We start from the raw sequence: 25908 nt of genomic DNA, 5'->3' as shown, positions 1-25908 counted from the left end.
TTATTTCTTTAAAAAAGAAACTAACTTAGCCTTCATAAAAGAATAAGCTTTGAATAAAGAAATTAAGATTATCGAATGTCCACGTGATGCTATGCAAGGTATCAAGGATTTTATTCCGACTCAAAATAAGGTTTCCTATATACAAGCTTTGCTTAGAGTAGGATTTGATACCATTGATTTTGGAAGTTTTGTATCTCCAAAAGCGATTCCGCAAATGCAGGATACGGTAGAAGTGTTGGCTCAGCTTGATTTATCTCAAACAACCAGTAAGCTTTTGGCTATAATTGCAAATACGCAAGGCGCCATTTCAGCTTCAGAGCACGAACCTATTCAGTATCTGGGTTTTCCTTTTTCTATATCAGAGAATTTTCAGATGCGAAATACACATAAAACCATCGCGGAATCTTTGGTTACATTATCAGAAATTCTTGAAATTGCCGATAAAAAAAACAAAGAAGTAGTAACCTACCTTTCTATGGGATTCGGAAATCCATATGGTGATCCGTGGAATGTTGAAATAGTAGGGGAGTGGACGGAAAAGTTGTCTAAAATGGGAGTGAAAATCTTATCGCTTTCCGATACGGTCGGAAGTTCTACACCGGAAGTGATTACGTATCTTTTTTCGAATTTAATTCCGAAATACCCGCAAATAGAATTCGGAGCGCATTTGCATACGACGCCCGATAGTTGGTTTGAGAAAATAGATGCCGCGTATAAAGCAGGTTGCATCCGCTTTGATGGTGCTATTCAGGGGTTTGGCGGGTGTCCGATGGCTACTGATAAACTAACCGGAAATATGCCTACAGAAAAGTTGATTTCTTATTTTACCGCAAACAAAAAAAGAACAGAACTAAATTCTTTAAGTTTTGAAAGTGCTTATAATGAAGCGTCAAAATTGTTTGGGAAATATCATTAAAAATGAAGTATTTTTGTTTCACATAGAAAATAATAATCAGTAACTCTCAATTTGGAGTTCTTTAAATCTAATTATCAGGTAGTCATGAAATTGTACTTTCAAAATAAAATACTTCCATTTATTATTTTTTCTTTATTCTTCGTTTCCTGTTCAAGTGATTTAAATTTTGATCAAGTTGATGACTTCAAGTTGCAACCAGTCCTGGTCGGTAATTTGGCTTATTTTAATGTGCCCGCGAATCAATTTGTTGATAATGGAGTTGAGCAAATAATTACATCTGATGTACAGGAATTCGATGTTTTTAAGGAAAAGTTTTTACGGGATGATGTGGTGAAAGCTGAGTTTGATTTTGAAATTGAAAATACGATAAACAGAGCTTTTACGGTAAAATTATTGCTTATTAGTGAGGATAACAAAACGCTGGAAACGATAACACTTTTAGTTCCTGCTTACTCAGGGAGTTCAAATGTAATAAAGTACCCTACAGAAGTATTTGAAAATCAAAGATTAGCATTGTTAAAGCAAACAACTAAAGCTGGCTTTGTATTACAAATGGACGCGGGGCCACCTTTAAATGAAAATAGTCCGGGAAGTTTAAAATTGAGATCAGGTGCAACAGTTTATATGGAAATAGAATGAAGAAGATAGGGTTAATTTTAATAATGCTTTTTCAGTTTTCCTCTTTTTCTCAGAATAAAGAAGTACTGTATAATTTCACCTCTATTCCGCAATCATCACTTGTAAATCCGGGTGCTGATGTGTCATACAAATTTTATTTTGGAGTTCCGTTATTGTCCGGAGTTTCTGCTAATATAGGATCAAAGAGCTTTTCGGCCTATGATTTATTCGCTGATAATGGAGTTGATTTTAATGATAAAGTCCGAAGCATCGTAAACCGATCATCAAATACGGATAAAACACATATTAATCAACAGCTCGAAGTATTCTCAGGAGGTTTTAGAGTAGGAGACAGGGACAGTAAATCGTATGTTTCGTTTGGAGTGTATCAGGAATTTGATTTCTTGATGTATTTCCCCAAAGATGTAGCTGTTTTGGCATTAGACGGAAATCGGGATCATATTGGAAAATCATTCAATTTAGGAGATTTAAATCTCAAAGCAGAAGTACTTTCTGTTTTTCACATCGGATTTCATAAAAAGGTAAGTGAGAAGTTAGTTCTTGGTGGTCGTGCTAAAATTTATTCAAGTGGTGCCAACATAACAGCGACAAAGAATTCGGGTTATATTTATACGGGACAAAATGCGGGAACACCCAATTTTTACAATCAGGCTATTTCATCCAACCTCGAAATCAGAACTGCAGGAATTGCTAGTTTTAGAGAAGACGATTATAATGGAAATATAGCAAGCGATCTTGCCCGCAATACCTTTCTTGACGGAAGTTTAGGCCTCGGTTTCGATGCCGGACTTACGTATTATTTTAAAGAAAATCTTCAATTTACAGCGAGTGTTGTGGATGTCGGTTTTATTAAACAATCCAAGGATGTTCAAACTTATACGTACAAAGGATTTTACAAGTATGATGGTGTAAATCCTATTTTTTCGGGTACTAATGATCCTGAAAATGCTTTTGATGAGTTCAAAAAAGCCATTCCACGCGATACACTTTATTCGAAGTACACCACTTGGAGACCGGTTAAATTTTATTCCTCTACGCAATATTCGTTCGGAGAATCCCGCTCAGATGAGGATTGTAATTGTAAAGGAAGCGTGGGGAGAAAATATGTAAACGCCGTGGGAGGTCAGTTGTTTGTGATGTCAATGCCAAAAGCCCCTTTTGCTGCTTTTACCGCTTTTTATCAGCGTAGTATTTTTGAAAAACTGGATGCAAAAGTTACGTATACATTTGATACTTTTTCCAAGAAAAATATCGGTTTAGGGCTTTCGGGAACTATCGGAAAATTTAATCTTTATGCCCTTGTCAATAATGTTTTGGAATATAAAGATGTTACAAAAGCCAAAAGTCTGGCATTTCAATTCGGATTTAATTTTGTTTTTCAAGATAGTGATGAATGATGTGTTTTAACGTAATGTGGTTTAACCATATAAGTAATATAAGTTCATATAATAGCTTGGCTTAATTGGTGCGAATAGGAGTTTTTTTTAGTTCATTTTAGAAAAAAGCAAAATTTAAATGAACTTATTATTACTTATATGGTTTAAAAATTAAGTCACCTATTTCGTATGTGTTATTCTTTACATTGGCTATGATTGAATAAATTTGAATGTTATAATGCTATATTTAACCATATAAGTGATATAAGTTTAGTGTGTCTTGATTGGTTCGAATGCGAGTTTTTTTAGTTCATTTTAAAGAAAGCAAAATTTAAATGAACTTACATTACTTATATGGTTTAAAAAATTAAGTCACCATAAGTAATGTAAATTCATATAATAGCTTGTCTTAATTGGTTCGGATTAGAGTTTTTTTTAGTTCATTTTAAAAGGAAGTAAAATTTAAATGAACTTATATAACTTATATGGTTTAAAAAAAATAAGTTATTTATCTCGTCTGTGTGACATTCTGTACGCTAGCATTAGCGGTAGAATTTGGGGTGTTATAATGCAGAATCAAGTGCTTTTTATTTGTAAGTTCTTTCTTGTAAATTAAATTTTATGAATAAGTTAGTGAACAAGTTTCCAATTTATTCACTATATTTGCACGCAATTCAACTAGAAATTGCAACATGATAGCACACAACTCCAAGATTATCGGCGAAGGTTTAACTTATGACGATGTATTATTAGTACCTAACTACTCGAATGTGCTTCCACGCGAAGTGAGCATCAAATCAAAATTTTCAAGAAACATTACATTAAACGTTCCAATAGTATCAGCTGCTATGGATACCGTTACCGAAAGTGCAATGGCAATCGCTATGGCGCAGGAAGGCGGAATTGGTGTTTTGCATAAAAATATGACGATTGAGCAGCAAGCTGCAAAGGTTAGAAAAGTAAAACGTGCTGAGGCAGGTATGATTATCGATCCGGTAACTTTACCGTTGACTTCAACAATTGCAGATGCAAAAAATGCAATGAAAGAATTCGGAATTGGTGGAATCCCAATTGTTGATGAGAATAAAATTTTAAAAGGTATCGTTACAAACCGTGATTTGCGTTTTGAGAAAAATGGTGCCAAGCCTATTGTTGAGGTAATGACAAGCACAAACTTGGTTACCGTTGCAGAAGGAACTTCATTAGAACAGGCGGAAGTAGTTTTACAAGGCCACAAAATCGAAAAATTACCGGTTGTAAATGATAAATACGAATTAGTTGGTTTAATAACTTTTAGAGATATTACCAAACTAACTCAAAAACCAATCGCAAACAAAGACGTTTTTGGACGTTTAAGAGTTGCTGCTGCAATTGGAGTTACAGGAGATGCTGTTCAAAGAGCAGAAGCTTTAGTTGCTGCAGGAGTAGACGCTATTATTATCGATACCGCTCACGGACATACAGAAGGTGTTGTGAATGTATTGAAAGAAGTAAAAACAAAATTCCCAAATATTGATGTAATTGTAGGTAACATCGCAACTCCGGAAGCGGCTAAATATTTAGTGGAAAATGGTGCTGATGGTGTAAAAGTTGGAATCGGACCTGGTTCTATCTGTACAACTCGTATCGTTGCCGGTGTTGGTTTCCCTCAGTTCTCTGCGGTTCTTGAAGTAGCAGCAGCTATAAAAGGAACAGGAGTTCCAGTAATTGCAGATGGTGGAATTCGTTATACAGGAGATATTCCTAAAGCTATTGCTGCCGGAGCTGACTGTGTAATGTTAGGTTCATTATTAGCAGGAACAAAAGAATCTCCGGGAGAAACAATCATTTTCGAAGGAAGAAAATTCAAATCTTACCGTGGAATGGGTTCTGTTGAAGCCATGCAAGGTGGATCTAAAGACCGTTATTTCCAGGATGTTGAAGACGATGTTAAAAAATTAGTTCCGGAAGGAATTGTTGGTCGTGTTCCTTACAAAGGAGAATTAAACGAAAGCATGCTTCAGTTCATCGGTGGTCTTCGCGCCGGAATGGGATACTGTGGATCAAAAGATATTCCAACTTTACAAGAAACAGGACGTTTTGTTAGAATTACTTCTAGCGGAATCACAGAAAGTCACCCGCATAATGTTACTATTACTAAAGAAGCTCCAAATTATTCTAGATAATTAAAGTTTTTGTATAGAGATATAAAGGCTGTTTCATAATTCGTGAAACAGCCTTTTTTTTTGTCATTTCGAAGCATGAGAAATCACACAAGAAACTCCGCAAACCTTTTCCATAACTTTGTCATTCTGAGGAACGAAGAATCTTCACAAGAAACTCCGCAAAGTAAAACACTAGACAATTGATTCAGCGAACGAAGATTCTTCGTTCCTCAGAATGACAAATTGGGCGTGAGCTGCGTGTGTGATTTCTCATGCTTCGAAATGACAAGTTTATAATTGCCTTTTGAGGATGATCATAAAATAACAGGGTTTCATGAAAAGTAATAAAAACTTTGCGACACTGCGACTTTGCAAGAAATCAATGTTTCAGCTTTAAAAAATTACAGCTCTCCTAGAAAAAAATTATTGAGCTGTTTCTCTAACTTTTTGATTGTCTAAAATACTTTTTAGGAAAGGTTCAACCTGTTTATCTATATCTGACTCCGAAATTGTCATTGCTTTCGGGTCATTAACCAATTCGAACCAGGGTTTTGGTCCGTCAAACGGATAACTGCCAAAAACAATAACCGGAGTTCCTTTTACTTTTACATTTTCGTTGTCTTTCAAAATCCATTCGTCTGCCCATTTGTATAGGTATTTAGCATCCTTTTCAAGAAGTCTTAAGCAAGAATGAGACGCAGGATAACCCGGTAATTCGTATTGATGAAAACCAACTCCCAGTTTATTTTCGATATTAAAATTCCATTTTAAGTCCCATTCGTCATTAAAAGTACTGGTTGTTTTTTCTGCTTTCCAATTGGTGAAAAATAAACCGGTTGGTGTTGGGTCTTTTTTTCTTCCCATATTGGTTGGACCGGTATAAACCAATTCGCCGTTTTCATAAGCGGCAAATGCCTGAGCCGGATAAGAGAAAATGAGTACTTTTGAAACGTTTTCTAAAGAAGCAACATGCAACGGAAAAGGGAGGTAATAAACCAAATCACCGCTAAAATCAGTTGGGATAATAATAGAGTCCATTTTGGTAAGGTTGACCTTGTCAGTTCGGTTTATGGCGCAAGCAATACTTAACTTACTGCTGTCGGCCTTGTTAGTTTTTAGCCATTCTTTGGTGTTTTCAAAGTGGTAGGAAACTGAAGATTCAGGCTTTTTATATGTTATCGTTTTCTTCTCTTTAATTGTAGTTTTGGTAGTGCGTTCGTTTTTACAAGAAAATAAAATCAAGAGGATTAAAATCAGAACGAATGGGATGTTGTGTAACTTTTTCATACAGACTATTTTAGAGTACTAAAGTTCTGTTTTTAATGCCGGAATTAATTACACAATTCCTGAAATAGTTTATTTGATTTGCATTTTCAGTGAATTGAATTCATTTGATATAATTCATCCAATATTATTTTGAAAAGAGTAACTAGGGATTTTAGGATTTCTAAATCATTAATTTTGCCGTCTGTATAATATGATAGTTCATAGTTGCCTTCGGTTAATTTTTCTTCCCAGATTCCCTTTTGATCTGAGATTAGAATATTGACATCTTTTTGAGATTCGATTTTATTTCGAATTTCTTTATTTCGTAACAGCGTTTTTACTTTGAACTCATTATCACTTTTAATGGTAAAAGCTTTGTCGAATTGAGGATATCCAATTTTTATATCTTGTGCTCCAATAAAATTTTCAATTTTACGAAGAAATCCCTCTCTGTAAATTTCAAACCTAAATGGAGAGGCAAAAGTAATTGGAGTTACGACTCTTGTCATTTCTGAGCTGTATTTGCCGGACCAAATCGTAAAATTATCGAATGTTATTGTCCAGTTTTTATATTCAATTGTTGTTGAATCAGAAATAGAAGAATGTCCTTTTTTAAAAGCACCTCCGGTTTCTTTGGTAAATTCTTGCCAAATATTGATTTCGGTTTTTTGATTCATAAAAATAGTATTTAATGTGTGTGTTGTCTCCTGCAAGGTCTTTTTCTGACCTTGCAGGAAAACCATAATATATAAAATGTTAGCTCCAGATTTATGTCTCTATGTGTTAAATAAATAGGTTTAAATACTAAATCAACCCTTTTATCTTAGCATGTTGTAGCAAAAGAATCGTTTTGGCATCCAAAATTTCACCGGATTCTATCATTTTGTAAGCTTCATCAAAAGTATATTCTAAAACTTCAATATTTTCTTGTTCGTGGTCCAGTCCGCCACCTTCGTTTGTTTTCATGGTCTCGTCATATTCACCTGTAAAAAGGTATAATATTTCTGTAACTGAGCCTGGTGACATATAAGTTTCTATCACTTTTTCCACTTTGCTTAATCGGTATCCGGTTTCTTCTTCGGTTTCGCGAATGATGGCTGCTTCTGCATTTTCCTGATCCAAAAGTCCGGCGCAAACTTCGATCATCATTCCGGTCTTATTTCCGTTAAGGAAAGTTGGCATGCGGAATTGTCTCGTTAGCACTACCGTTTTCTTTGTTCTGTTATAAAGTAAAATGGCAGCTCCGTTCCCGCGATCGTAGACTTCACGGATGTGGGATTCTGTTTCTTTATTTCCTAATTGATAATCAAAAGTTACTTTGTTTAAAGTATACCAATTGTCTGATAATAATTTAGTTTCTGTTATTTTAATTTTAGGATTTGTCATAGGAGAAAATGTTTTGCATAAAAAAAACGCTCTGATGATCAGAGCGTTTAGTATTAATTATTTCGTTATTGTTTGCTTTCTGTCTGGCCCAACCGATACAATTTTGATTGGCACTCCAACTTCTGCTTCAATAAATTCGATATATTCTTTTAGCTCAAGTGGCAATTGATCGTAAGTTGTCATTCCAGTTAAGTCAGCTTGCCATCCTTTGAATTCTTTGTAAACCGGAGTTACATTTTCCGGCTCGATGTTGTAAGGAAAGTGAGAAATGTTTTCTCCTTTGTAGTTGTACTCCGTACATACTTTTAAGGTTTCAAATCCTGAAAGAACATCGCCTTTCATCATCATTAATTGAGTTACACCATTTACCTGAACAGCATATTTTAAAGCTACTAAGTCTAACCATCCACAACGTCTTTGTCTTCCTGTTACAGAACCAAATTCGTTACCAACTCTTGCCATAGTGGCACCAACTTCGTCAAAAAGTTCTGTTGGGAATGGACCGCTACCTACACGTGTAACGTAAGCTTTGAAGATTCCGTATACTTCTTTGATTTTGTTAGGAGCAATTCCTAAACCAGTACAAGCTCCGGCTGCAGTAGTGTTTGAAGATGTTACGAAAGGATAAGTTCCGAAATCAACATCTAACAAAGAACCTTGAGCTCCTTCGCATAGAATAGATTTACCTGCTTTTTGAGCTTGGTACATGTATTCTTCACTGTCAATAAAATCTAATTTTTTTAATTCTTCAATAGCTTCGAAAAACTCTTTTTCAAGTTCGTCTAAGTTGTATTGGATCGCAACATCATAAAAAGCAATCATTGCTTCATGTTTGTCTGCTAATGCTCTGTATCTTTCTTTGAAATCTTCTAATTCGATATCTCCAACGCGCAATCCGTTTCTACCGGTTTTGTCCATATAAGTTGGGCCAATTCCTTTAAGTGTAGAACCGATTTTTGCTTTTCCTTTTGATGCTTCAGAAGCGGCATCTAACAAACGGTGTGTTGGTAAAATTAAATGTGCTTTTCTTGAAATGATCAATTTAGATTTAATATCAAGATTAAATTTTGCTAAACCTTCGATTTCTTTTTGAAAAACTACCGGATCTATTACAACACCATTTCCAATGATGTTTACTGATTTTTTATGAAAAATCCCGGAAGGAATGGTTCTTAATACATGTTTGATTCCGTCAAATTCTAATGTATGTCCTGCATTTGGTCCTCCTTGAAAACGTGCAATAATATCATAATTAGAGGTAAGAACGTCAACAATTTTTCCTTTACCTTCATCTCCCCATTGTAATCCTAGTAATAAGTCTACGGTCATTCTGTTTTAATTTGCGTTGAGACAATTTAAATTGCCCTACTGATTAATGTAGTTAATTTTCTTCTTTTATTTTTAAAATAATTCCTTTCGGACTATTGTTTTTGTTTTTTGTTCCCGTAGAAATACAAAGAGTGATTGGTGATCTCGATGTCAAAGATTTCTTCGATTGTTTTTTTGATGGTTTGAATTCTTGGATCACAAAATTCGATCACTTCACCGGAATCAGTCATGATAATGTGATCGTGTTGCTTATCAAAATAAGACTTCTCATAGTAAGCCTGATTTTGCCCAAATTGATGTTTTCTAACCAAAGCGCAGTCCAACAATAACTCGATCGTGTTGTATAAAGTTGCTCTACTCACACGATAGTTTTTGTTCTTCATTTTGATATAAAGATTTTCTATATCAAAGTGCTCTTCGCTATCGTAAATTTCCTGAAGGATAGCATAACGCTCAGGAGTTTTGCGATGCCCTTTTTGCTCAAGATACATCGTAAAAACATTTTTTACAATTTCTTGATTTTTAGAATTGTCAGTTGAAATTAGTGTCATAATCTGGCAAAGATAATTTTTTATTTTAATGAATAAAAGTTTCAGGTTTAAAGTTTAACTTTCAAATCGGAGTTTATGTGTGGCAAAAGCTCTTGTTTAAGGGTTTTGCGTTACTTTTTTTTACCGGTTTAAGTTCGCTTTATTAACATATTTATTTTTATTTGAGATAATACTAACAAAATATTTAGTTGGTTTTTGTCATAAACATAAACCAGTTCCATTCCCATGTTTTGCCTTTGTCGTCACTCATGGCCTGGCTCCAGATTGGCTTTTTTTTATCGCGGGCATCCCAACGGAATACCTGAATTACGTTTCGGCCTTCAAAAGTGTCTTCTGAAAAAAAGTGTCCCACATTGTCTTCAAAGGAACCGATTACAGGTTGGTCTAAAACCCCCGTTGTTGAATCGGACCAATAAATACTCCACAATTTTGTGGCGGGATTAAACAAACGAACTGTCATTCCTTCAAAAGGTTCGCCATTAAATGTGGCGAGGAAATTATCAATATTACCAATTCCGTTTAGAATCTTGTACATTTCCTGTGTGGAGGGAAATTCAATCCATTCGGTACAATTGGCAAATCTTTTTTTTAATTTTCTGTTTTGAATAATGGATTTTCCTTGAAAAAAGTCAAAATCATGTTTTGAGGAAGTTTCAGAAGCGACAATTACGAGGCTTCCATTTGCGTCAAAATTTAATTTCGGAATTTCTAAGGAATCATTTTTCATCAGTATAATTTTAGTATAAATAGAGTAGGAGTATCGATTTAGGTTCTGTATTCGCGAGTTACTTTGTCGACTCCGTCAATTTTTTTAATGGCATTAATCATTTTCTTCAAAATGGTGTTGTTTTGAACAATCACCGCAATCTGACCGTGGAAAATTCCGGCATCGGTACTCAAAGAAATACTCTGAATATTGACACTCATATTGTTCGAAATTACTCTTGTCAGTTGGTTTGTAAGTCCTAAAACGTCCATTCCGGTAATGTTGATAATGGCTTTGAATTCTTCCTGAGACGAATCGATCCATTTGGCACTCATGATACGGTAGGCATAATTTGACTGCATTCCGATCGCATTTGGACAGTCCTTTTTGTGGACTTTAATTCCTTCGTTTATGGTTACAAATCCAAAAACATCATCCCCCGGAATCGGGTTACAACATTGCGAAAGTTTATAATCGAGTTTGTCATGCTCGGTTCCAAAAACCAACATATCATAATTGCTGCTTATAACAGGTTTATGAATGTCGTCGGCTGCGGTATCTTTATTTCTTTTGATTTTATTTTTAAAGAAATTGATAAAGGTGTTGCTTTTTTGAGCAGCATAATCTTTTAATTGCTGATTCTCAATAGCGCCAATTCCAACTCTGTAAAATAAATCTAAGCTTGTTTTTAGTTTAAAAAAATTAACTAATTCATTAATAACCTGTTCGTTGATGGTTATTTTTAAATGTTTTAGTTTTCGGGTAAGTAATTCTTTTCCTTCTTCACCGATTTTCTTAGTGTTCTCGTTCAGAACATTTTTAATCTTGGTTTTTGCTCTGGAAGTGGTTACATATTCCAACCAGTTTATGGTTGGTTTCTGATTTGCAGAAGTAATAACCTCAACCTGATCACCGCTTTTTAACTCGTGATTTAAAGGAACAAGACGTCCGTTTACACGTGTACCTCTGGTTTTGATTCCAATTTCGGAGTGAATACTAAAAGCAAAATCAAGCGAAGTGGCACCTTTTGGTAAGGACTTGATTTCTCCTTTTGGAGTAAAAATGAAGATTTCTTTTGAGTATAAATTCATTTTGAAATCTTCCACAAAATCAACCGCATTTGTCTCCTGATTTTCTAAAGCTTCGCGAAGTAAATTCAACCAAACATCTAATCCGCTTTCTTCTGTGGCTCCGTTTTTATATTTGTAGTGGGCTGCGTATCCTTTTTCGGCAATTTCATCCATACGTTCGCTTCGAACCTGTACTTCAACCCAACGGCCTTTTGGTCCCATAACGGTAATGTGCAGAGCTTCGTAACCTGTTGATTTGGGAGAGGAAATCCAGTCGCGTAAACGACTTGGGCTGGGTCTGTAATGATCGGTTACGATAGAATAAATTTTCCAGGCGATAAATTTCTCATCGTGTGGATCTGATTTGTAGACTATTCTAAGGGCAAATTTGTCATATACTTCATCAAAACTTACATTTTGAGCACGCATTTTTCGACGGATCGAATAGATCGATTTTGGACGGCCTTTAATAATGTAATCCACATTTTCGGCGTCTAAAGATTTTTTCAAAACATCAGAAATGTCTTTGATATAAGCATCCTGTTCTTCTTTGGTTTCTCTTATTTTGCTGACAATATCTTCGTAAACTGCCGGCTCGGTATATTTTAAACCTAAATCTTCCAGTTTTGTTTTGATGTTGTACAATCCTAAACGATGGGCAAGAGGCGCATAAATATACAGGGTTTCTGAGGCAATTTTGGTCTGTTTGTATTCAGCCATAGAATCCATAGTCTGCATGTTGTGCAAACGATCTGCCAGTTTGATTAAGATCACTCGAACGTCATCATTAAGCGTCAGAATCATTTTTCTGAAATTTTCTGCCTGCATTGAGGCATTCAAATCTCTTTGAACCATCGAAATCTTGGTTAGTCCTTCGACCAATTGCGCTACTTTTGGATTGAATAAACGCTCAATATCTTCCACCGTTATTGGGGTGTCTTCTACAACATCGTGCAATAAAGCCGCAGCAATAGAGGTGGCTCCCAAACCAATTTCGGAGGCCACAATTTTTGCAACAGCAATAGGATGAAAGATATAGGCTTCACCGGATTTGCGTCGCTGCTCTTTATGTGCATCAACTGCTACATCAAAAGCTTTTCGGATCAGTTTTTTGTCGGTAGGTGATAAAGTCTGGTAGCTAATCCGAAGTAATTCTTTATATTCTTGGGCAATTGCTTTGTTTTCTTTTTCAATATCTATTTCTATCATAACGGCATAGTTCAAGTACTAAAAATAAGAATAAGTTAGAACATACGCAAGGGAATAGCGTGTTGATTTCAGATTTTAGATTTTGGTTTTTTGAAGGGAATAATGCAGAAATTTAGAGGCGTGAAATGCTGTTTTTTGAATGCGATTGTCACCCTGAGCGAAGTCGAAGGCTTGTGAGGTTATTAGGGGGCTTCGACTTCGCTCAGCCTGACAGTTTCGGTCTCAGTCTCAGTCTCAGTCTCAGTCTCAGTTTTCAGTATGGTTTAGAGCTTGGGGTAAGAATTTAAAAAAAAATCTCAGTTCTGCGTTTTCAAAGTTAAATTGAAAACGCAGAACTGAGACTGCGACTGAAAACTGCGACTGAAAACTATTCCTTAGTAAAATCTAAATCCTGGAAGTCGTAACTGAAATCCGTTAATTCAGAAATAGGGAGCATTTTTAGATTCGCTACTTTTCCGCTTTCATCGTATTTAAATAAGAGATGAGCGTCGGCATGGAAAAATGCATTGTTCCATTTTACGACATAGTTGCCGTCTTTATAGAAAAAGATTTCGCCTGCCAGTTGTGGTGAACGTTGAGAAGCAAAATATACTTTTCCTTTTTTCTCTGTAATAGTGATTTTTCCAAACCAATTGTCCTGATAGCTTCCTGTAATTTTACTGAAATCTGTTTTAAGTTTGTCTTTTTTGTTTTTTGCAACCGTGGCCCAAACTTCATCGGTAACTTTATCGGCAGATGCTTCGTTGGCTTTTACTCTGTTGCTGTAAAGCGTTACATAATCTTCGGGTTTGATGCCTAAATAACTGTCTTTAATCGTATTGGTAATGGCGCTAAATGCTGCTCCGGATTGTTGATTGGTTAAAACAATAATTCCTAAACCCAGTTCCGGAATTAAAGTGGTTTGTGTTACGTTTCCTTCTAAACCACCCGTGTGAGAAACTTGTTTATAGCCTTTTACATCATTCAAAAACCAACCTAAACCGTATCCTGAGAAATGAGTATTGTAAGGAGGTCTTGTTTTGGCAGGGATAATGGTTTGTAATTGCCACATTTCGTCGTGCTCTTTTTCTGAAAACAGTTGTTTATCACCATATTTTCCGTTGTTGATTTGTAAAATTGCCCATTTGCTCAAATCGTTTACACTTGAATAAATTCCGGCTGCTCCGTCAAAAAGCTGGTTTTCGTATCTTTTGATTGTTTTTAACTTTCCATCAACAGGAACGTGAGGTGTAATTACGTTTGAAGTATCTTTAAGACGTTTTATCGACGCGACACTTTCGTTCATTTCTAACGGTTTCATAATGCGGGTTTCGACAAACTCTGCCCAGCTTTGACCGCTTACAACATGCACAATTTCACCTGCAATGATGTACATTAAATTGTCATAATCGTATTTTGTTCTAAAACTGGAAACCGGTTTTAAATAGCGTAAATTATGAATGATATCCTTAGCGGTAAAATCACTTCCATCAGGCCAGATCATTAAATCTCCGGCACCAAGACCAAGTCCGCTGCGGTGGGTTAGTAAATCACGGATTGTAAATTCTTCCGTTACATAATCGATTGACATTTTAAAATCCGGGAGGTATTTTACGACTTTGTCATCCCATTTTATTTTACCTTCATCTACCAACATAGCCAGTGCGGCACTTGTAAAGGCTTTACTGTTTGAGGCGATTCCAAACAAGGTGTTGGCATCTACTTTTTGTTGGGTTATAACTGATTTTACGCCATATCCTTTTGCCAGAACTACTTTTCCATCTTTTACAATTGCAACTGAAATTCCGGGGACATCAAAGGCTTTTATCGTTCGATTGACTAATTCATCGACCTCCTGATTGGTAATTTGTGCTGAAACTGAAAAACTAAATAATAAAGCTAAAAGTGATACTTTGTAATTCATAATTATTTAAAATTTGGTATTAGTTAAATCCTCTTTGGCGTTTGGCTTCGAAAATTAAAATGGCTGCCGCAACAGACACGTTCATACTGTCGATTTCGCCTTGCATTGGTATAATGATATTTTGTGTAGCAGCATCACGCCAGTCTTGTGTCAGACCTGTGGCTTCTGTTCCGACAACCAAAGCGGTTGGAGTTGTGAAATTTTGTGTATGGTAAGAGGTTGAATTTTGCAACGTTGCGCAGTAAAAATCAATCTTTTTTTCTTTCAAATAAGCGATAATTTCTGCGGTAGTTCCTGTGGCAATTTGATTGGTAAACAAACAACCAACGCTGGAACGCACAATATTAGGGTTGTATAAATCGCTTTTTGGATTGGCAATTAAAACGGCATCCAAATTAGCAGCATCTGCGGTACGCAAAAGAGCTCCTATATTTCCGGGTTTTTCGGGTGCTTCGGCGACTAAAATTAAGGGGTTATCGGATAATTTTAAATCCGATAATTGCATTGATTTGGTTTTGGCTACTGCCAAAATGCCTTCTGTAGTATCTCTGTAAGCCAATTTTTGATAGACTTCTTTGTTGATTTCGATGAGTTGAACCGGCGAATTAACGATTTTATTGATTTGATTCTCGGTAACCAGTTCGGGTAAAAATAAAACGGTTTCAATTTCATAACCTCCTTTTATGGCGATAGAAATTTCACGTAGGCCTTCAATCAAAAATGTTCCGGTTTGTTTGCGGGCTTTTGCTTTTTCCTGAAGTAAAACAAGCGATTTGATAAACGGATTTTGTATTGAGGTAATTTGTTTCATTTTTTTTAAAGGAACTAAGTTTTTGAGGGGCTAAGGTACTGAGATTTTTTTTAAAGTTGTATAGGGGTTGAGTTGCAAAGTGGCAGAGTTTTTTTTTGAGGTGCTGAGGTACTGAGTTGCTAAGGTTCTGAGTTTTTTTTTAAAGCTGCAAAGGCTCAGAGAGGTAAAGCTGCAGAGTTTAGAAAAAGGTTTAAAAGATTGCCACGAATTTCACGAATTGGTGCGAATTTTTAAAGTTTATCTACTATTATAATTCGTGTGAATTCGTGAAATTCGTGGCAAAAAATTATCTTACGGATTGCTTAATTTTTAAACAATTCTGTTATTTCTTTTTCTACGGGATGGGGTGCTGTAAAAGTATATCCCATGATTTTGGCAATGGTTTGTGCGAATTGTTTTTGATACAATTGCGTTGCTGTTTTGATTTCTCCTTTTGGCGCTATTTCGGGACCCATCGCGGCAAACCAGATTTGTGAGGCTCCTTCAATATCTTTACCGTGATCGGTCCATTGTGTTTTTGTTTTGTCTCCGCGACCGTGATCTACCGTAATAAGCAGTGTCGTTTTGTTTTTGTATTGCGGATCATTTTGTACAAAATTCCAGATTTCTTTGATCCATTTATCAACTTGGTTTGCGGCATCCAGATACGATTTGTAATGTCCTGCATGTGCCCATTCATCGGTTTCTCCGTAAGCAATATAGAGTACTTTTGGTTTGTTGGTTTTGAGTTCGTTTAAGGCTTCATAATGGGTGAAAACATCAAGGCATTCGTCTTCATGAAAAGGCTTAAACGAGTTATCACGCATTTCGTTTAATAATTTGTGATTTGCTGTTGGTTTCTTTCCACCTACTTTATCAAAGGCCGAAATTACAGGGAAGTTGCTTCTTTTTTCGTTTAGAATTCTGTCAAAAGCATCCCAGGCACCAAAAGCAACCGTTTTTCCTTTTTCCTTTGGCTGCTGATTTAAAAATTCCAAAACATTTACATTTGGATTGGCTTTGTAAGAGTTAGCATTGATCTGCAAATCTACATTTCCAGTCATAATCTCACTGTATCCGGGATAGCTAAACCAGTATGGATTGGAAACGTCAACGTTATTTCCGAAATCGCGATTGCCATAAATTTGTCCTTTCGAAGCAATTTCGGACCAGAAAAAGGGCATTATTTTTTTGCGACTTTCATTGCTGTCAGCACTGTAATATTTCTTGTAGATGTAAGTACTGTCTCCCTGATTGAATTTTTTGTCGTTGGCAATTGCGGTATCCATTCCTTTAAAGACTTCTTGCCATCTGAAACCGTCTGTGGTGATGATAATAATATTTTCTGTTTTTTGTGCGCTCGACAAAAAGCTGATTAAAATGAATGGAATTAAAAGTAATTTTTTCATATTTATTGATTTATAAAAATTCAAGATTATAAAAGTTTATTTTTAATGAACCCAAAAACAATTTATTCCGTTTCATCAAACGAGTTTACTTTACAAAGTAACTGAAGTTTAACAGGGTCTTTTTTTGAATTTGGATATTGCTCGCTATTAATTCTTTTTTCAAATTCTTTCATTATATCTAAATCCAGATTATCTTTAACGGCGAATTGTATTTCATTCTTATCTTTTTTTAATTCAAATTGAATCATAATTTTTCCTGATTTTTCGGAATTTTGAAACAATTCATTAAATATTTTTTGCGTTTTTTCTATGATTAATGTAATGTCTTCAACAGAACTATTTTGGGTTATTTCATCATCGGAACTCAGCAACAAAACTTTTTCAATTTTGGTTTCTTTAATTCCTTGAGTAATTGGTTTTTGATCTTTTTTAGGAGCTTCATCCAGCCACAATAGTTTTAGTTTCTTTTTTAAGATATTTAAAATGTAGTTGTGCTCTTTTGTTTCTATGATTAATAAAGGTTCATCAATGTCAAATGATATAACTGACCAATAATACTTTAATTCGTCTTCATTTGCTTTTCGAATTTTATATCCTTGCGATACTTCATTTTTGAATTCATCCCATATTATTTTGGTATCATTGATGTCATGAGTCATTTGTCCATCTAATACTGAATTATTAACATGAAATTGAACATTTCCTGTCTGTAGTTTTTGAATGTTTTTATTGTCCTTGTATCTTTTCCATAGTTCTGGGCCAACAATCATATTTTCTTGTAGAAGTTTATAATCGTTGCTATTGGATAAATTACTAGTGATTAATTTTTTTGCATTTTCGAGAACTTTAGGACTGCAGTAATTATAAACAATTCCTTTTGGAACTGTTATTGTTTCTTTTTCCTGTGCATTTGAGAAAATGCTTGTGAAAAAGAATACAATCAAAATTACTTTTTTCATAGTTTTATATTTTAAATTCGGTAACCATTTTAAATTTCACAAAAACATCTAACCTAAATTACAAAATCCCTCTCGACTTAATTTCCAGATACTTGTTAATAGCATCCAGAGTCAGATTCTCGGGTTGTGTAAGTATCGAATGAATTCCGTACTTTTTAAGTTCGTTGGCGATTAGTCGTTTTTCGAACATGAATTTCTCAGCAATAACCTTATCGTATATTTCCTGAATTGTACCTGTTTTTTTATGGATGATTTCATTTAATTCAGTATTGCTGAAGAAAATTACCACTAATAAATGGCTTTTTGCAATTCCTTTTAAATAAGGTAATTGTCTGTTTAGACCATCCATTGTTTCAAAATTGGTGTACAGAATGATCAAACTTCTTTGGTTGATGTTTTTCTTGATGTCAACATACAAACGACTGTAATCACTCTCAAAAAAATCGGTTTTGATGTTGTACAAAGTCTCGAGGATCTTTTGCATTTGTGAGCCTCTTTTTTCGGCAAAAACTCTGTTTTCTACTTTTTTAGAGAAGGCAAAAATTCCCGCTTTGTCTTGTTTTTTCAGAATTACATTCGATAAAACCAAAGTTGAATTTATTGCATAGTCCAATAAACTTAAGCCGTTAAAAGGCATTTGCATGACACGTCCTTTGTCAATTGCCAGATAAACTGATTGTGACTTTTCGTCCTGAAATTGATTCACCATCAAGGCATTTTTCTTTGCTGTGGCTTTCCAGTTTATAGTTCGCAGATCATCGCCCTGAACGTATTCTTTGATTTGTTCAAATTCCATGGTATGTCCAATACGGCGAATTTTTTTAATTCCGTATTGAAACAGGTTGTTCGAAATAGCAAAGAGATCGTATTTTCTTAATTGAATATAAGACGGATAGGTTGGAACCATTTGGTCTTTGTCAAAAGTAAACCTTCGGGAGATTAATTTTAATGGGGAAGAAACATAGATATTAAGATTTCCAAAATAGTATTCGCCACGTTCCGTTGGACGCAAATCATATCCGATTTCTTCCTGAGCGGAGGCTTTTATATTTTTTATAATTTTGAAATCTCGGACTTGAAATTGAAACGGAATTTCATCAATTACCTTCGCCGAAATCGGAAAAGTATATTGATTTTTGATTGTAATTTGTATTGGGTTTAAATCGCCATTTGAAAGTTTTTCGGGCGTACTTCTCGATGCTTCAATACCGGTTCTTGCTAAATACAGGAGTAAAATGTCTAATGCTAAAAAAGTAGTGAGAACTAAAACTATAAACCAAACGCCGTTATATAAAGTGGGAAAAATAAAAGCACAAAAAAACAGTCCGACAATGCCCAGAAGCACGTAGAAGAAGAAGTTGTTGATGTATAGACTTTTTATGAATTTCACGTTTTTAATGGTTTCAGGTTTTTTTGTTTCAAGTTTTTTTGTTTCAGGTTTCACGTTGAGGATGTTTCGTGTTACTTTTTACATTTTACAAGCAACATTTATCTTGGAATTTCAACGGTTTCTATGATTTGTTTGATGATTTCAGAGCTTGTGATTCCTTCCATTTCGCGTTCCGGAGAGACGATAACACGGTGTTGCAGTACAGGAACAGTTGCATCTTTAATGTCTTCCGGTGTTACAAAATCGCGACCACGAATGGCTGCATAACCTTTGGCTGCATTCAGAATTGCGATTGAGGCACGAGGAGAGGCTCCAAGGTATAAGAAGGCATTTTCACGCGTGTTTACTACGATTCTGGCAATGTATTCCAATAGATTTTGTTCTACTCTGATTTGTTTGATTAGTGCTTGATAGTTTTTGATTTCTATTGCAGAAAGTATCGTTTTTATCGCTTCCAGTTTGCCGTGATCTTGTAGCAAATGTTCTCTTTGAATGATTTGAATTTCTTCATCCAATTTTGGATAATCGATGGTGATTTTGAATAAAAAACGGTCTAATTGTGCTTCAGGTAAACGATACGTTCCTTCTTGCTCAATAGGGTTTTGCGTGGCAATTACCAAAAAGGGAGTTTCTAATTTATAAGCTGAGCCATCAATGGTAATCTGACGTTCTTCCATAACTTCAAAAAGGGCAGCCTGTGTTTTGGCAGGAGCACGGTTAATCTCATCAATTAGGATTAAATTAGAGAAGATTGGTCCTTTTTTAAATTCGAATTCAGAGTTTTTCAGGTTAAAAATCGAAGTTCCTAAAATATCGGAAGGCATTAAATCCGGTGTAAACTGAATTCGGCTGAAACCAATGTTTAACGTTTTTGAGAGTAATTTTGCTGTAATGGTTTTAGCAACTCCGGGAACTCCTTCCAACAAAACATGTCCGTTTGATAGTATAGCAACCAAAAGCTGATCAATCATTTTATGCTGACCTACAATTACTGTTTCCAACTCTTTTTTGATACTGCTAACGTGGTCTAAAAGTGGCGTTAGGTTTAGTCGGGTTTCAAAATTTACATTTTCGTTTGTAATTTCTGTTTTTGTTGTATTTATATCGTCCATGTTGTGGTATGTTTTCTTTTGAATGAATTTCTGTTAAAAGTATTAATTTAAAATCTTCTCGATGGCATTATTAATTCGAATTAAATCTTCTTCGAGACTTCCGTGATAACTTCTTCGGTATTCGTTGATCAAAAATACAAGTTCGCGGATGTCTTTTTCCTCTTTTCCTGATTTGTGATGCAGTTTCTGGATAAAAGTATCGTCGAGTTTTGTGGTGTCGATTAGGTACTCATTTCGTATTCTTTCGAGGAAATAAATGATTTTTTTATCGATAATGTTATCATGATCGCCTTCTTGGTAGTATAAGTTTCCGATAGTTTTGGTAAAATCAACTGTTAAGTTAGGGAGCGGTTTTAGGATTGGAACGATTCTTTGTTTTCGTTTGGCATTAAAAAGAATAAAAATCAGAATTCCAATTAGCAACAGGTACCACGCCCATTTTAATGCGGGCTGACTTAAAATGTATCGCAACGGCGAATCAGAAATGGATTCGCTGTTTTGTCCTTTGGTGTACCAGTAAATGTTTCCTTTTGGCATATACGAAAGTACATTTTCGGCATACTGATAATGATCCTTTTTTAATAAATGGTAGTTGGTAAAAGCAACAGGTTGCATGTGCAAATAAAAATAGCCACCCGAATAAGGTACTTTTATAAAGTTGACATGTTTTTCTTTTTGATTTCCCTGATAGCCCAAAATGGTAGTCGTTGCCGTATCTATTTTTGTGAAATAATTTTCAATACCAACATCTTTAAGCAGGTATTTTTTGGAACTTACTTTTGCGTTAGCCATCCAGACCTTTGCATTAGGCGCAGCTTGAAAGTTGGTGTTTATCTCAATCTTCAAACTGTCTAATATCGACTGAGGAAATGTTTTCATGCTCAAAAAAGCATTATTTCCATGAGATACAAAGTAAAAAAGCTCAGTTATGGACTGATCGTCAATATCGCCAAGTTCGGCTATATTGAAAAAAGTACCTTTAATGCTGTATTTTCCGGAAACGGTATCGGGAATGTATTTTGAATCTAAAAACTCATATGGAGTTATAGTAGCGATGCGTTCAATTTTTTGTTTTTTTAGTAAGCCACCAATTTCTTTGTCAAAAACATATAATCCGTATGGAATTTTATCATTGACAGAGTAGGTTGGTCTCCAATCGATCGGTTTGGGTTTATTGGCACTGGTTATTACAATAAGAGCAAAAACAAAAACCAGAATAGCGATGTAAATTTTGACGGATTTATTCATTGCTAAAGGTTTTTATTGAATTCTTAAAACGGTTTTCTGCTTTTTTGAAAGTGGTTTCATCAATTTCAAATTCGCCATACCAAATATAGTTGTACAAATAGGATAAATAAGTGAACTCTTCTTTATAAACGGGGCTTTGAAGCTCGTATAAATAATCGGAATTGGTTTTTTCGATATCCCATTCGATATAATGGTTTTGCGCCATAACTTTTAATAACCAAAGGTAATAGTAGCGTATTGCGATTCTTCTTTCTCCTTTTTCGATACTCTCCTGAATGAGTTTTTTGAAATCTAACAGATGTATGTTTTTCTCCAGTTCAGAGTAATAGATGGTCTTTTTATGAGAATCTTTTCCGAAAATCCACTTGCCTTCTTTATTAATTATCGCTTTTACGATCAGATAGATTACAAAAACAATAATCAGAACGGCGAGCACTTTCAATAAAACAGACACAAAATTTAATGCGGCCTGCGGGTTACTGAAAGTGAACAGATTTCTTAAAATACTGGCCAGCCATTCTTTAAAATGATCCCAGAGATTTTTCTCAGGGGCTTTGTATTCGTACACAAAGTCTGAGGAAGTATATTTTTTCTTGAAATCTTTATGAAAAGTTTTGGCCTCAACCGTATCCGAATCGATTATGATATCTTTCTCCGTATATTTTACCGAGGTAATTTTTGGCGGATCGACAGTCACCAAGGTATCTTGAGCATTTGTGATGCTAAAGAAAAAAAGAAAAGATAAAACAAAGAAAATTTTATTCATTATCGGTACTGATTAGATCAATTTGGCTGATAGTTGTTGTATTTTTTTGTGTACGATAAAAGGATAAACCAAATAGTAAAAAGAGATGATACCTAAGGTTAACAGTATGATAAAACTGCTTAATACGTTGGGCATATCGATTGAATATCGGGTGATAAAACCTTCAAGGAATCCTGCACCAATGGTAAAAGGAAAGGTGCTCAGGAAGATTTTGAAACTGTTTTTGAAACCTATTTTAAAAGAATTTACCCGGGAAAATGTCTTTGGAAACAATATTGAGGCTCCGAGAATAAATCCGGCAGCGGTTTCGATTACGATGGCAAAAATTTCCATAGAACCATGAATCCAGATTCCACGAACGCTTTTCCAGAAAACACCTTGTTCGTAAAAAAAGTACTGAAAAGCCCCTAACATAATGCAGTTTTGCATGGCAATATAAAAAGTGCCAATTCCTGCAAAAAGACCGTAAATATAACATCTGGCTCCTACATAAAGGTTGTTCATGGTGATGCCAATAAAACTGCCCCAATTACTTCCAGAGGCATAAACGGCCATAGGATCTCCTTTTTTAATGTTTTCTAAAGTCATGTTTACATAACCGTCCCCTAAAATTAAGCGAACAAAATTAGTATCGTATCGTGCCGAAATAACACCAATGCCCACCATTATAAAAAATAAGACAAATGAATACAAGAGATATCTTCTGTATTCGTACACCAGCAAAGGCACTTCGGTTCTGAAAAATTCCAGAAACCTGTTTTTCTCGGCTCGTTTGGTTTTGTAAATTTTCTGATAGATCTGTGAAGCCAAATGATTTAGATAAACGACAGTCTTGCTTTTTGGGTAATACGTTTGAGCGTAAGACAAATCATTCATCATTTGAATGTACAAATTGGCTAACTCATCAGGATTTTTTTTAGCTTTACCGAAAATAGCTAGCTCAAATTCCAGCCATTTTTCTTTATTTTGTTTTATGAAGGCGATCTCTCTCATTATGGGCTAAAATATAAAATATGTCAGAATTATCAATAAATACTACGCAAAATGTTAAAATAAATTTTATAGCAGCATCTGCCGGCGAGCGGATCGGCTCTTATTTTATCGATTTGATTATTAAATTTGCCTATCTCATAGTCATTTACGGGATATTTTTTTACGCATTCCATTTAGATATGGCGTTAGATGGTATGGATAACTGGTCCAGAATATCGATCCTTTTGCTGCTTTATTTCCCGGTTGTCATTTATTCGCTCACATTAGAAAGCATTTTTGAAGGTCAAACTATCGGAAAAAAGCTGGTTAAGATAAAAGTGGTGAAAATTGATGGCTATCAGGCCGGTTTTGGAGACTACTTGATGCGATGGTTTTTCAGACTTGTAGATATTTCTATTTTTAGCGGTGTTATTGCTTTGGTAGCTGTAGTTTCGAGTAAAAAAGGACAACGTTTGGGAGACATGGTAGCGGGAACTGCTGTTATTACTTTAAAGAATAAAATTAATATAAGTCATACCATTCTCGAAGAGATAGGCGACGCTTATATTCCGACTTATCCTTTGGTGATAAAATTGTCTGATAATGATATGCGAATTATAAAGGAAACATTTCAAAAAGCAGATCTTAAAAATGACTATGAAACCATTACTAAATTGGTTACTAAAATTGAAAGTGTTACCGGAATCAAAAATCAATCCGGCAATGAACGTGATTTTCTAAGGGTAATTTTAAAAGATTATAATTTTTACACGCAGAATATGTAGGGGCAGGGAACAAAATATGGGTTGCCAGGAATTTCACCTATTAACACGAATTATAATAATAGTCAAACTTTAAAAATTTGCGCCAATTCGCGGTAAAAAACTATTTTGAAGTGTTTTAAGAAAATCATAATTTTTTCGCATAGGCTTATGTGATTTATATGGAGTGAAACGTCTTTTTTACGTTTTATTGACTATGTCTCTATGTGGTGAAATTAATTGCATTCAAAAGGTATGACATATATCATTTTTTGTGAGCCTCTAAATTGATAACTTTGACTAATCAAATAGAAACAATTATAAGCGCATAAATACCGCTTATCAATTAATCTAGCAGGTAATAATATTGTTGTCTGTATTTTGAATGGAGTGACCGAAAAGCCATAAGAGTAGGGTAATTTAAATGATTAAGATTATGAAAACTACAAAGTTTTTTGCGATAATTATGTTATTGGTTACGATTGCAGGTTTTGCTCAAAATGGAAGCAAAAAGTTAGATAAAATAATAAAACGTGACTACCAGATTATTGAATGTACTATTGCAAAAATGTCTGATAAAACCGTAGAATATTCTTTACCGGGTGAGACGTTGCAAATTTCACTGGATATCTCCCAAATTGCCAGAATTGATTTTGCCAGTGGTCGTTCTCAGACCTTTGATGTTTCTACAACCAGTAATGTGGTAAGTAGCACTAATACAAACAACAACTCAAATCAAACGCTAGCCATTGCCGACATGAAGCCCAATACTATTGCGGTATTGCCTGTTCCTTATGTAAATGCAGACAATCTGCAAAGTTCTGAGGAGATGTCTAAATTTGCTCAAAACGACCTTTATAACAAATTATTAGATAAGTCTTCTAATATTTTCCCGCTGACAGTTCAAGATTTGCGAACAACAAACAGTTTGTTGCACAAAGCCGGAATTGATTATAAAAACATTGACGAGACTCCGATTGAAGACCTTCAAAAAATTCTTGGAGTTGACAACATCGTGGCTGCCAAAATCTCTTTTACAACGGCCGAAAGCGCAACATCAGTAGCTTATAATAGTGGGAATGCTAAAATTAGCGATAACAATAAAAAGGTGAAAACAAGCGATATTGGGACAACCAGTACCAATACCCAGACGTATTACTACTACACAGTATATTTTGATATGTACAAAAACAACACAAAAATATATTCTCAAACCAGAAAACCTTTGTTCAGTATAAAAGACAGTTGGATCGATTCTGTTTCGTATTTATTGAAAAGAAGCCCGATTTATACCAAAAAATAATGGCGAGTTCGCTGTAAAAACAAGGAATAAAGTAAAATAATTTAGTCAAATCTTTGTACCTATGCACCTTTGAATCTTAGTAACTAAAAATAAAAAATGTTCCATTTATTAGACCTGATCGGTACGATGGCCTTTGCTATGTCCGGCGCTTTAACAGCAATGCATAAAAAATTAGACCCGTTTGGGGTTTTTATTATTGCATTTGTTACAGCTGTTGGAGGAGGAACCCTGCGTGATGTTTTAATAGGCAGAACCCCGGTTGGATGGATGAAAGATCTGCAATATGTTTACGTTATTACATTCGGATTTTTTCTGGCCATTCTTTTCAGAAAAAAGTTTGACAGACTACGAACTTCTTTGTTTCTTTTTGATACCATCGGGTTGGGTGTTTTTACCTTAATTGGATTAGAAAAAGGAATTTCAATTGGTTTACATCCGATAATTTGTATTGCTCTTGGTACCATGACGGCTTGTTTTGGAGGTGTTATTCGTGATATTTTATGTACGGAGATTCCAACAATCTTCAGAAGAGAAATTTATGCTACGATCTGTATTTTAGGAGGAGCCGTTTTCTTTATACTAAAAAAAATGAATCTGGAGGATGATCTTTTGTATTTGATAACTTCTTTGGTAATCATTATAGTGAGGCTGATGGCGGTAAAATACAAATGGTATCTGAAAGCATTTGATCACAAATAGTTAA

General features: G+C 35.0%; 23 protein-coding genes. 7 read left to right on the top strand and 16 right to left on the bottom strand.

The window, feature by feature from the left end; genetic code table 11:
- Nucleotides 1-49 precede the first annotated feature (49 nt).
- The 4 genes from ACHRV3_RS04585 to guaB all read left to right on the top strand — a co-directional run bounded on the left by ACHRV3_RS04585 (nucleotide 50) and on the right by guaB (nucleotide 5096).
- Entirely contained in the window at nucleotides 50-916 is an 867-nt protein-coding gene (locus ACHRV3_RS04585; RefSeq protein ID WP_047775472.1) for a hydroxymethylglutaryl-CoA lyase, read from the top strand.
- Nucleotides 917-1000: 84 nt separating this feature from the next.
- Nucleotides 1001-1555, top strand: a complete 555-nt coding sequence (locus ACHRV3_RS04580; protein WP_047775474.1) for a hypothetical protein — start codon at nucleotides 1001-1003, stop codon at nucleotides 1553-1555.
- Nucleotides 1552-2952 (top strand): DUF5723 family protein, encoded by a 1401-nt coding sequence (locus tag ACHRV3_RS04575; RefSeq protein WP_395433476.1) that lies wholly within the window; start codon nucleotides 1552-1554, stop codon nucleotides 2950-2952. Before ACHRV3_RS04580 ends, ACHRV3_RS04575 begins: the two co-directional genes overlap by 4 nt.
- Before the next feature lie 671 nt (nucleotides 2953-3623).
- Nucleotides 3624-5096, top strand: a complete 1473-nt coding sequence (gene guaB, locus ACHRV3_RS04570) for an IMP dehydrogenase (RefSeq protein WP_047775477.1) — start codon at nucleotides 3624-3626, stop codon at nucleotides 5094-5096.
- A 402-nt stretch (nucleotides 5097-5498) separates the two neighbouring features.
- On the opposite strand, the gene ACHRV3_RS04565 is transcribed toward guaB, so the two are convergent.
- The 16 genes from ACHRV3_RS04565 to ACHRV3_RS04490 form a co-directional block, all read right to left on the bottom strand.
- Complete coding sequence (locus ACHRV3_RS04565) at nucleotides 5499-6362, bottom strand: L,D-transpeptidase (RefSeq protein WP_395433475.1); 864 nt, start codon at nucleotides 6360-6362, stop codon at nucleotides 5499-5501.
- A gap of 86 nt (nucleotides 6363-6448) precedes the next feature.
- Nucleotides 6449-7018: a hypothetical protein gene (locus ACHRV3_RS04560; RefSeq protein WP_395433474.1), complete on the bottom strand. Its 570-nt coding sequence runs from the start codon at nucleotides 7016-7018 to the stop codon at nucleotides 6449-6451.
- 127 nt (nucleotides 7019-7145) lie between these two features.
- The gene (locus tag ACHRV3_RS04555; protein WP_230005004.1) at nucleotides 7146-7727 is read right to left on the bottom strand and encodes an NUDIX domain-containing protein; all 582 of its coding nucleotides are present in this window, start codon (nucleotides 7725-7727) and stop codon (nucleotides 7146-7148) included.
- Nucleotides 7728-7784: 57 nt separating this feature from the next.
- Nucleotides 7785-9056 (bottom strand): adenylosuccinate synthase, encoded by a 1272-nt coding sequence (locus tag ACHRV3_RS04550; protein WP_395433473.1) that lies wholly within the window; start codon nucleotides 9054-9056, stop codon nucleotides 7785-7787.
- A gap of 92 nt (nucleotides 9057-9148) precedes the next feature.
- The gene (locus tag ACHRV3_RS04545) at nucleotides 9149-9607 is read right to left on the bottom strand and encodes a Fur family transcriptional regulator (RefSeq protein WP_047775485.1); all 459 of its coding nucleotides are present in this window, start codon (nucleotides 9605-9607) and stop codon (nucleotides 9149-9151) included.
- A gap of 184 nt (nucleotides 9608-9791) precedes the next feature.
- Nucleotides 9792-10334 (bottom strand): hypothetical protein, encoded by a 543-nt coding sequence (locus ACHRV3_RS04540; protein ID WP_395433471.1) that lies wholly within the window; start codon nucleotides 10332-10334, stop codon nucleotides 9792-9794.
- Between the two features lie 38 nt (nucleotides 10335-10372).
- Nucleotides 10373-12592 (bottom strand): bifunctional (p)ppGpp synthetase/guanosine-3',5'-bis(diphosphate) 3'-pyrophosphohydrolase, encoded by a 2220-nt coding sequence (locus ACHRV3_RS04535; protein ID WP_047775487.1) that lies wholly within the window; start codon nucleotides 12590-12592, stop codon nucleotides 10373-10375.
- 367 nt (nucleotides 12593-12959) lie between these two features.
- The gene (locus tag ACHRV3_RS04530) at nucleotides 12960-14495 is read right to left on the bottom strand and encodes a serine hydrolase (protein ID WP_047775490.1); all 1536 of its coding nucleotides are present in this window, start codon (nucleotides 14493-14495) and stop codon (nucleotides 12960-12962) included.
- Between the two features lie 19 nt (nucleotides 14496-14514).
- Nucleotides 14515-15306 (bottom strand): TrmH family RNA methyltransferase, encoded by a 792-nt coding sequence (locus ACHRV3_RS04525; RefSeq protein WP_395426880.1) that lies wholly within the window; start codon nucleotides 15304-15306, stop codon nucleotides 14515-14517.
- A 302-nt stretch (nucleotides 15307-15608) separates the two neighbouring features.
- Nucleotides 15609-16694 carry a phosphoglyceromutase gene (locus tag ACHRV3_RS04520; RefSeq protein ID WP_395433470.1) on the bottom strand — a complete coding sequence of 362 codons (1086 nt, stop codon included), beginning with the start codon at nucleotides 16692-16694 and terminating at the stop codon, nucleotides 15609-15611.
- Nucleotides 16695-16756: 62 nt separating this feature from the next.
- Entirely contained in the window at nucleotides 16757-17653 is an 897-nt protein-coding gene (locus tag ACHRV3_RS04515) for a hypothetical protein (RefSeq protein ID WP_395433469.1), read from the bottom strand.
- Between the two features lie 58 nt (nucleotides 17654-17711).
- On the bottom strand, nucleotides 17712-19043 hold the full coding sequence (locus ACHRV3_RS04510; RefSeq protein WP_395433468.1) for a DUF58 domain-containing protein: 1332 nt from the start codon (nucleotides 19041-19043) through the stop codon (nucleotides 17712-17714).
- Between the two features lie 98 nt (nucleotides 19044-19141).
- Nucleotides 19142-20155, bottom strand: a complete 1014-nt coding sequence (locus ACHRV3_RS04505; protein WP_395433466.1) for an AAA family ATPase — start codon at nucleotides 20153-20155, stop codon at nucleotides 19142-19144.
- A gap of 42 nt (nucleotides 20156-20197) precedes the next feature.
- Nucleotides 20198-21403: a DUF4350 domain-containing protein gene (locus ACHRV3_RS04500; RefSeq protein ID WP_395433465.1), complete on the bottom strand. Its 1206-nt coding sequence runs from the start codon at nucleotides 21401-21403 to the stop codon at nucleotides 20198-20200.
- Nucleotides 21396-22169 carry a DUF4129 domain-containing protein gene (locus tag ACHRV3_RS04495; RefSeq protein WP_395433464.1) on the bottom strand — a complete coding sequence of 258 codons (774 nt, stop codon included), beginning with the start codon at nucleotides 22167-22169 and terminating at the stop codon, nucleotides 21396-21398. The genes ACHRV3_RS04500 and ACHRV3_RS04495 overlap by 8 nt, the downstream gene beginning before the upstream one ends.
- 12 nt (nucleotides 22170-22181) lie before the next feature.
- On the bottom strand, nucleotides 22182-23162 hold the full coding sequence (locus tag ACHRV3_RS04490) for a stage II sporulation protein M (protein ID WP_395426886.1): 981 nt from the start codon (nucleotides 23160-23162) through the stop codon (nucleotides 22182-22184).
- A 20-nt stretch (nucleotides 23163-23182) separates the two neighbouring features.
- Between ACHRV3_RS04490 and ACHRV3_RS04485 the strand changes: the two genes are divergently transcribed.
- The 3 genes from ACHRV3_RS04485 to ACHRV3_RS04475 all read left to right on the top strand — a co-directional run bounded on the left by ACHRV3_RS04485 (nucleotide 23183) and on the right by ACHRV3_RS04475 (nucleotide 25904).
- Entirely contained in the window at nucleotides 23183-23926 is a 744-nt protein-coding gene (locus ACHRV3_RS04485; RefSeq protein WP_047775503.1) for an RDD family protein, read from the top strand.
- A gap of 412 nt (nucleotides 23927-24338) precedes the next feature.
- Nucleotides 24339-25205: a hypothetical protein gene (locus tag ACHRV3_RS04480; protein WP_395433463.1), complete on the top strand. Its 867-nt coding sequence runs from the start codon at nucleotides 24339-24341 to the stop codon at nucleotides 25203-25205.
- A 96-nt stretch (nucleotides 25206-25301) separates the two neighbouring features.
- Complete coding sequence (locus tag ACHRV3_RS04475; RefSeq protein ID WP_047775506.1) at nucleotides 25302-25904, top strand: trimeric intracellular cation channel family protein; 603 nt, start codon at nucleotides 25302-25304, stop codon at nucleotides 25902-25904.
- The last annotated feature ends 4 nt before the right edge of the window (nucleotides 25905-25908 follow it).

It is taken from the genome of Flavobacterium sp. FlaQc-49, assembly GCF_044005985.1.
Taxonomy (GTDB): domain Bacteria; phylum Bacteroidota; class Bacteroidia; order Flavobacteriales; family Flavobacteriaceae; genus Flavobacterium; species Flavobacterium cupriresistens.
The sequence above is the reverse complement of the archived record's forward strand: the minus strand, read 5'-3'. Positions and strand labels throughout refer to the sequence as shown.

Excerpts from the sequence above, each read along its gene's own strand:
- ACHRV3_RS04555 (WP_230005004.1), bottom strand. The coding sequence starts at position 7,727 with ATGACAAATCCTAAAATTAAAATAACAGAAACTAAATTATTATCAGAC.
- ACHRV3_RS04525 (WP_395426880.1), bottom strand. The coding sequence starts at position 15,306 with ATGAAACAAATTACCTCAATACAAAATCCGTTTATCAAATCGCTTGTT.
- ACHRV3_RS04485 (WP_047775503.1), top strand. The coding sequence starts at position 23,183 with ATGTCAGAATTATCAATAAATACTACGCAAAATGTTAAAATAAATTTT.
- ACHRV3_RS04535 (WP_047775487.1), bottom strand. The coding sequence starts at position 12,592 with ATGATAGAAATAGATATTGAAAAAGAAAACAAAGCAATTGCCCAAGAA.
- ACHRV3_RS04575 (WP_395433476.1), top strand. The coding sequence starts at position 1,552 with ATGAAGAAGATAGGGTTAATTTTAATAATGCTTTTTCAGTTTTCCTCT.
- ACHRV3_RS04520 (WP_395433470.1), bottom strand. The coding sequence starts at position 16,694 with ATGAAAAAATTACTTTTAATTCCATTCATTTTAATCAGCTTTTTGTCG.
- ACHRV3_RS04545 (WP_047775485.1), bottom strand. The coding sequence starts at position 9,607 with ATGACACTAATTTCAACTGACAATTCTAAAAATCAAGAAATTGTAAAA.
- ACHRV3_RS04515 (WP_395433469.1), bottom strand. The coding sequence starts at position 17,653 with ATGAAAAAAGTAATTTTGATTGTATTCTTTTTCACAAGCATTTTCTCA.
- ACHRV3_RS04560 (WP_395433474.1), bottom strand. The coding sequence starts at position 7,018 with ATGAATCAAAAAACCGAAATCAATATTTGGCAAGAATTTACCAAAGAA.
- ACHRV3_RS04505 (WP_395433466.1), bottom strand. The coding sequence starts at position 20,155 with ATGGACGATATAAATACAACAAAAACAGAAATTACAAACGAAAATGTA.
- ACHRV3_RS04490 (WP_395426886.1), bottom strand. The coding sequence starts at position 23,162 with ATGAGAGAGATCGCCTTCATAAAACAAAATAAAGAAAAATGGCTGGAA.
- guaB (WP_047775477.1), top strand. The coding sequence starts at position 3,624 with ATGATAGCACACAACTCCAAGATTATCGGCGAAGGTTTAACTTATGAC.
- ACHRV3_RS04495 (WP_395433464.1), bottom strand. The coding sequence starts at position 22,169 with ATGAATAAAATTTTCTTTGTTTTATCTTTTCTTTTTTTCTTTAGCATC.
- ACHRV3_RS04565 (WP_395433475.1), bottom strand. The coding sequence starts at position 6,362 with ATGAAAAAGTTACACAACATCCCATTCGTTCTGATTTTAATCCTCTTG.
- ACHRV3_RS04530 (WP_047775490.1), bottom strand. The coding sequence starts at position 14,495 with ATGAATTACAAAGTATCACTTTTAGCTTTATTATTTAGTTTTTCAGTT.
- ACHRV3_RS04480 (WP_395433463.1), top strand. The coding sequence starts at position 24,339 with ATGAAAACTACAAAGTTTTTTGCGATAATTATGTTATTGGTTACGATT.
- ACHRV3_RS04500 (WP_395433465.1), bottom strand. The coding sequence starts at position 21,403 with ATGAATAAATCCGTCAAAATTTACATCGCTATTCTGGTTTTTGTTTTT.
- ACHRV3_RS04580 (WP_047775474.1), top strand. The coding sequence starts at position 1,001 with ATGAAATTGTACTTTCAAAATAAAATACTTCCATTTATTATTTTTTCT.
- ACHRV3_RS04550 (WP_395433473.1), bottom strand. The coding sequence starts at position 9,056 with ATGACCGTAGACTTATTACTAGGATTACAATGGGGAGATGAAGGTAAA.
- ACHRV3_RS04475 (WP_047775506.1), top strand. The coding sequence starts at position 25,302 with ATGTTCCATTTATTAGACCTGATCGGTACGATGGCCTTTGCTATGTCC.
- ACHRV3_RS04540 (WP_395433471.1), bottom strand. The coding sequence starts at position 10,334 with ATGAAAAATGATTCCTTAGAAATTCCGAAATTAAATTTTGACGCAAAT.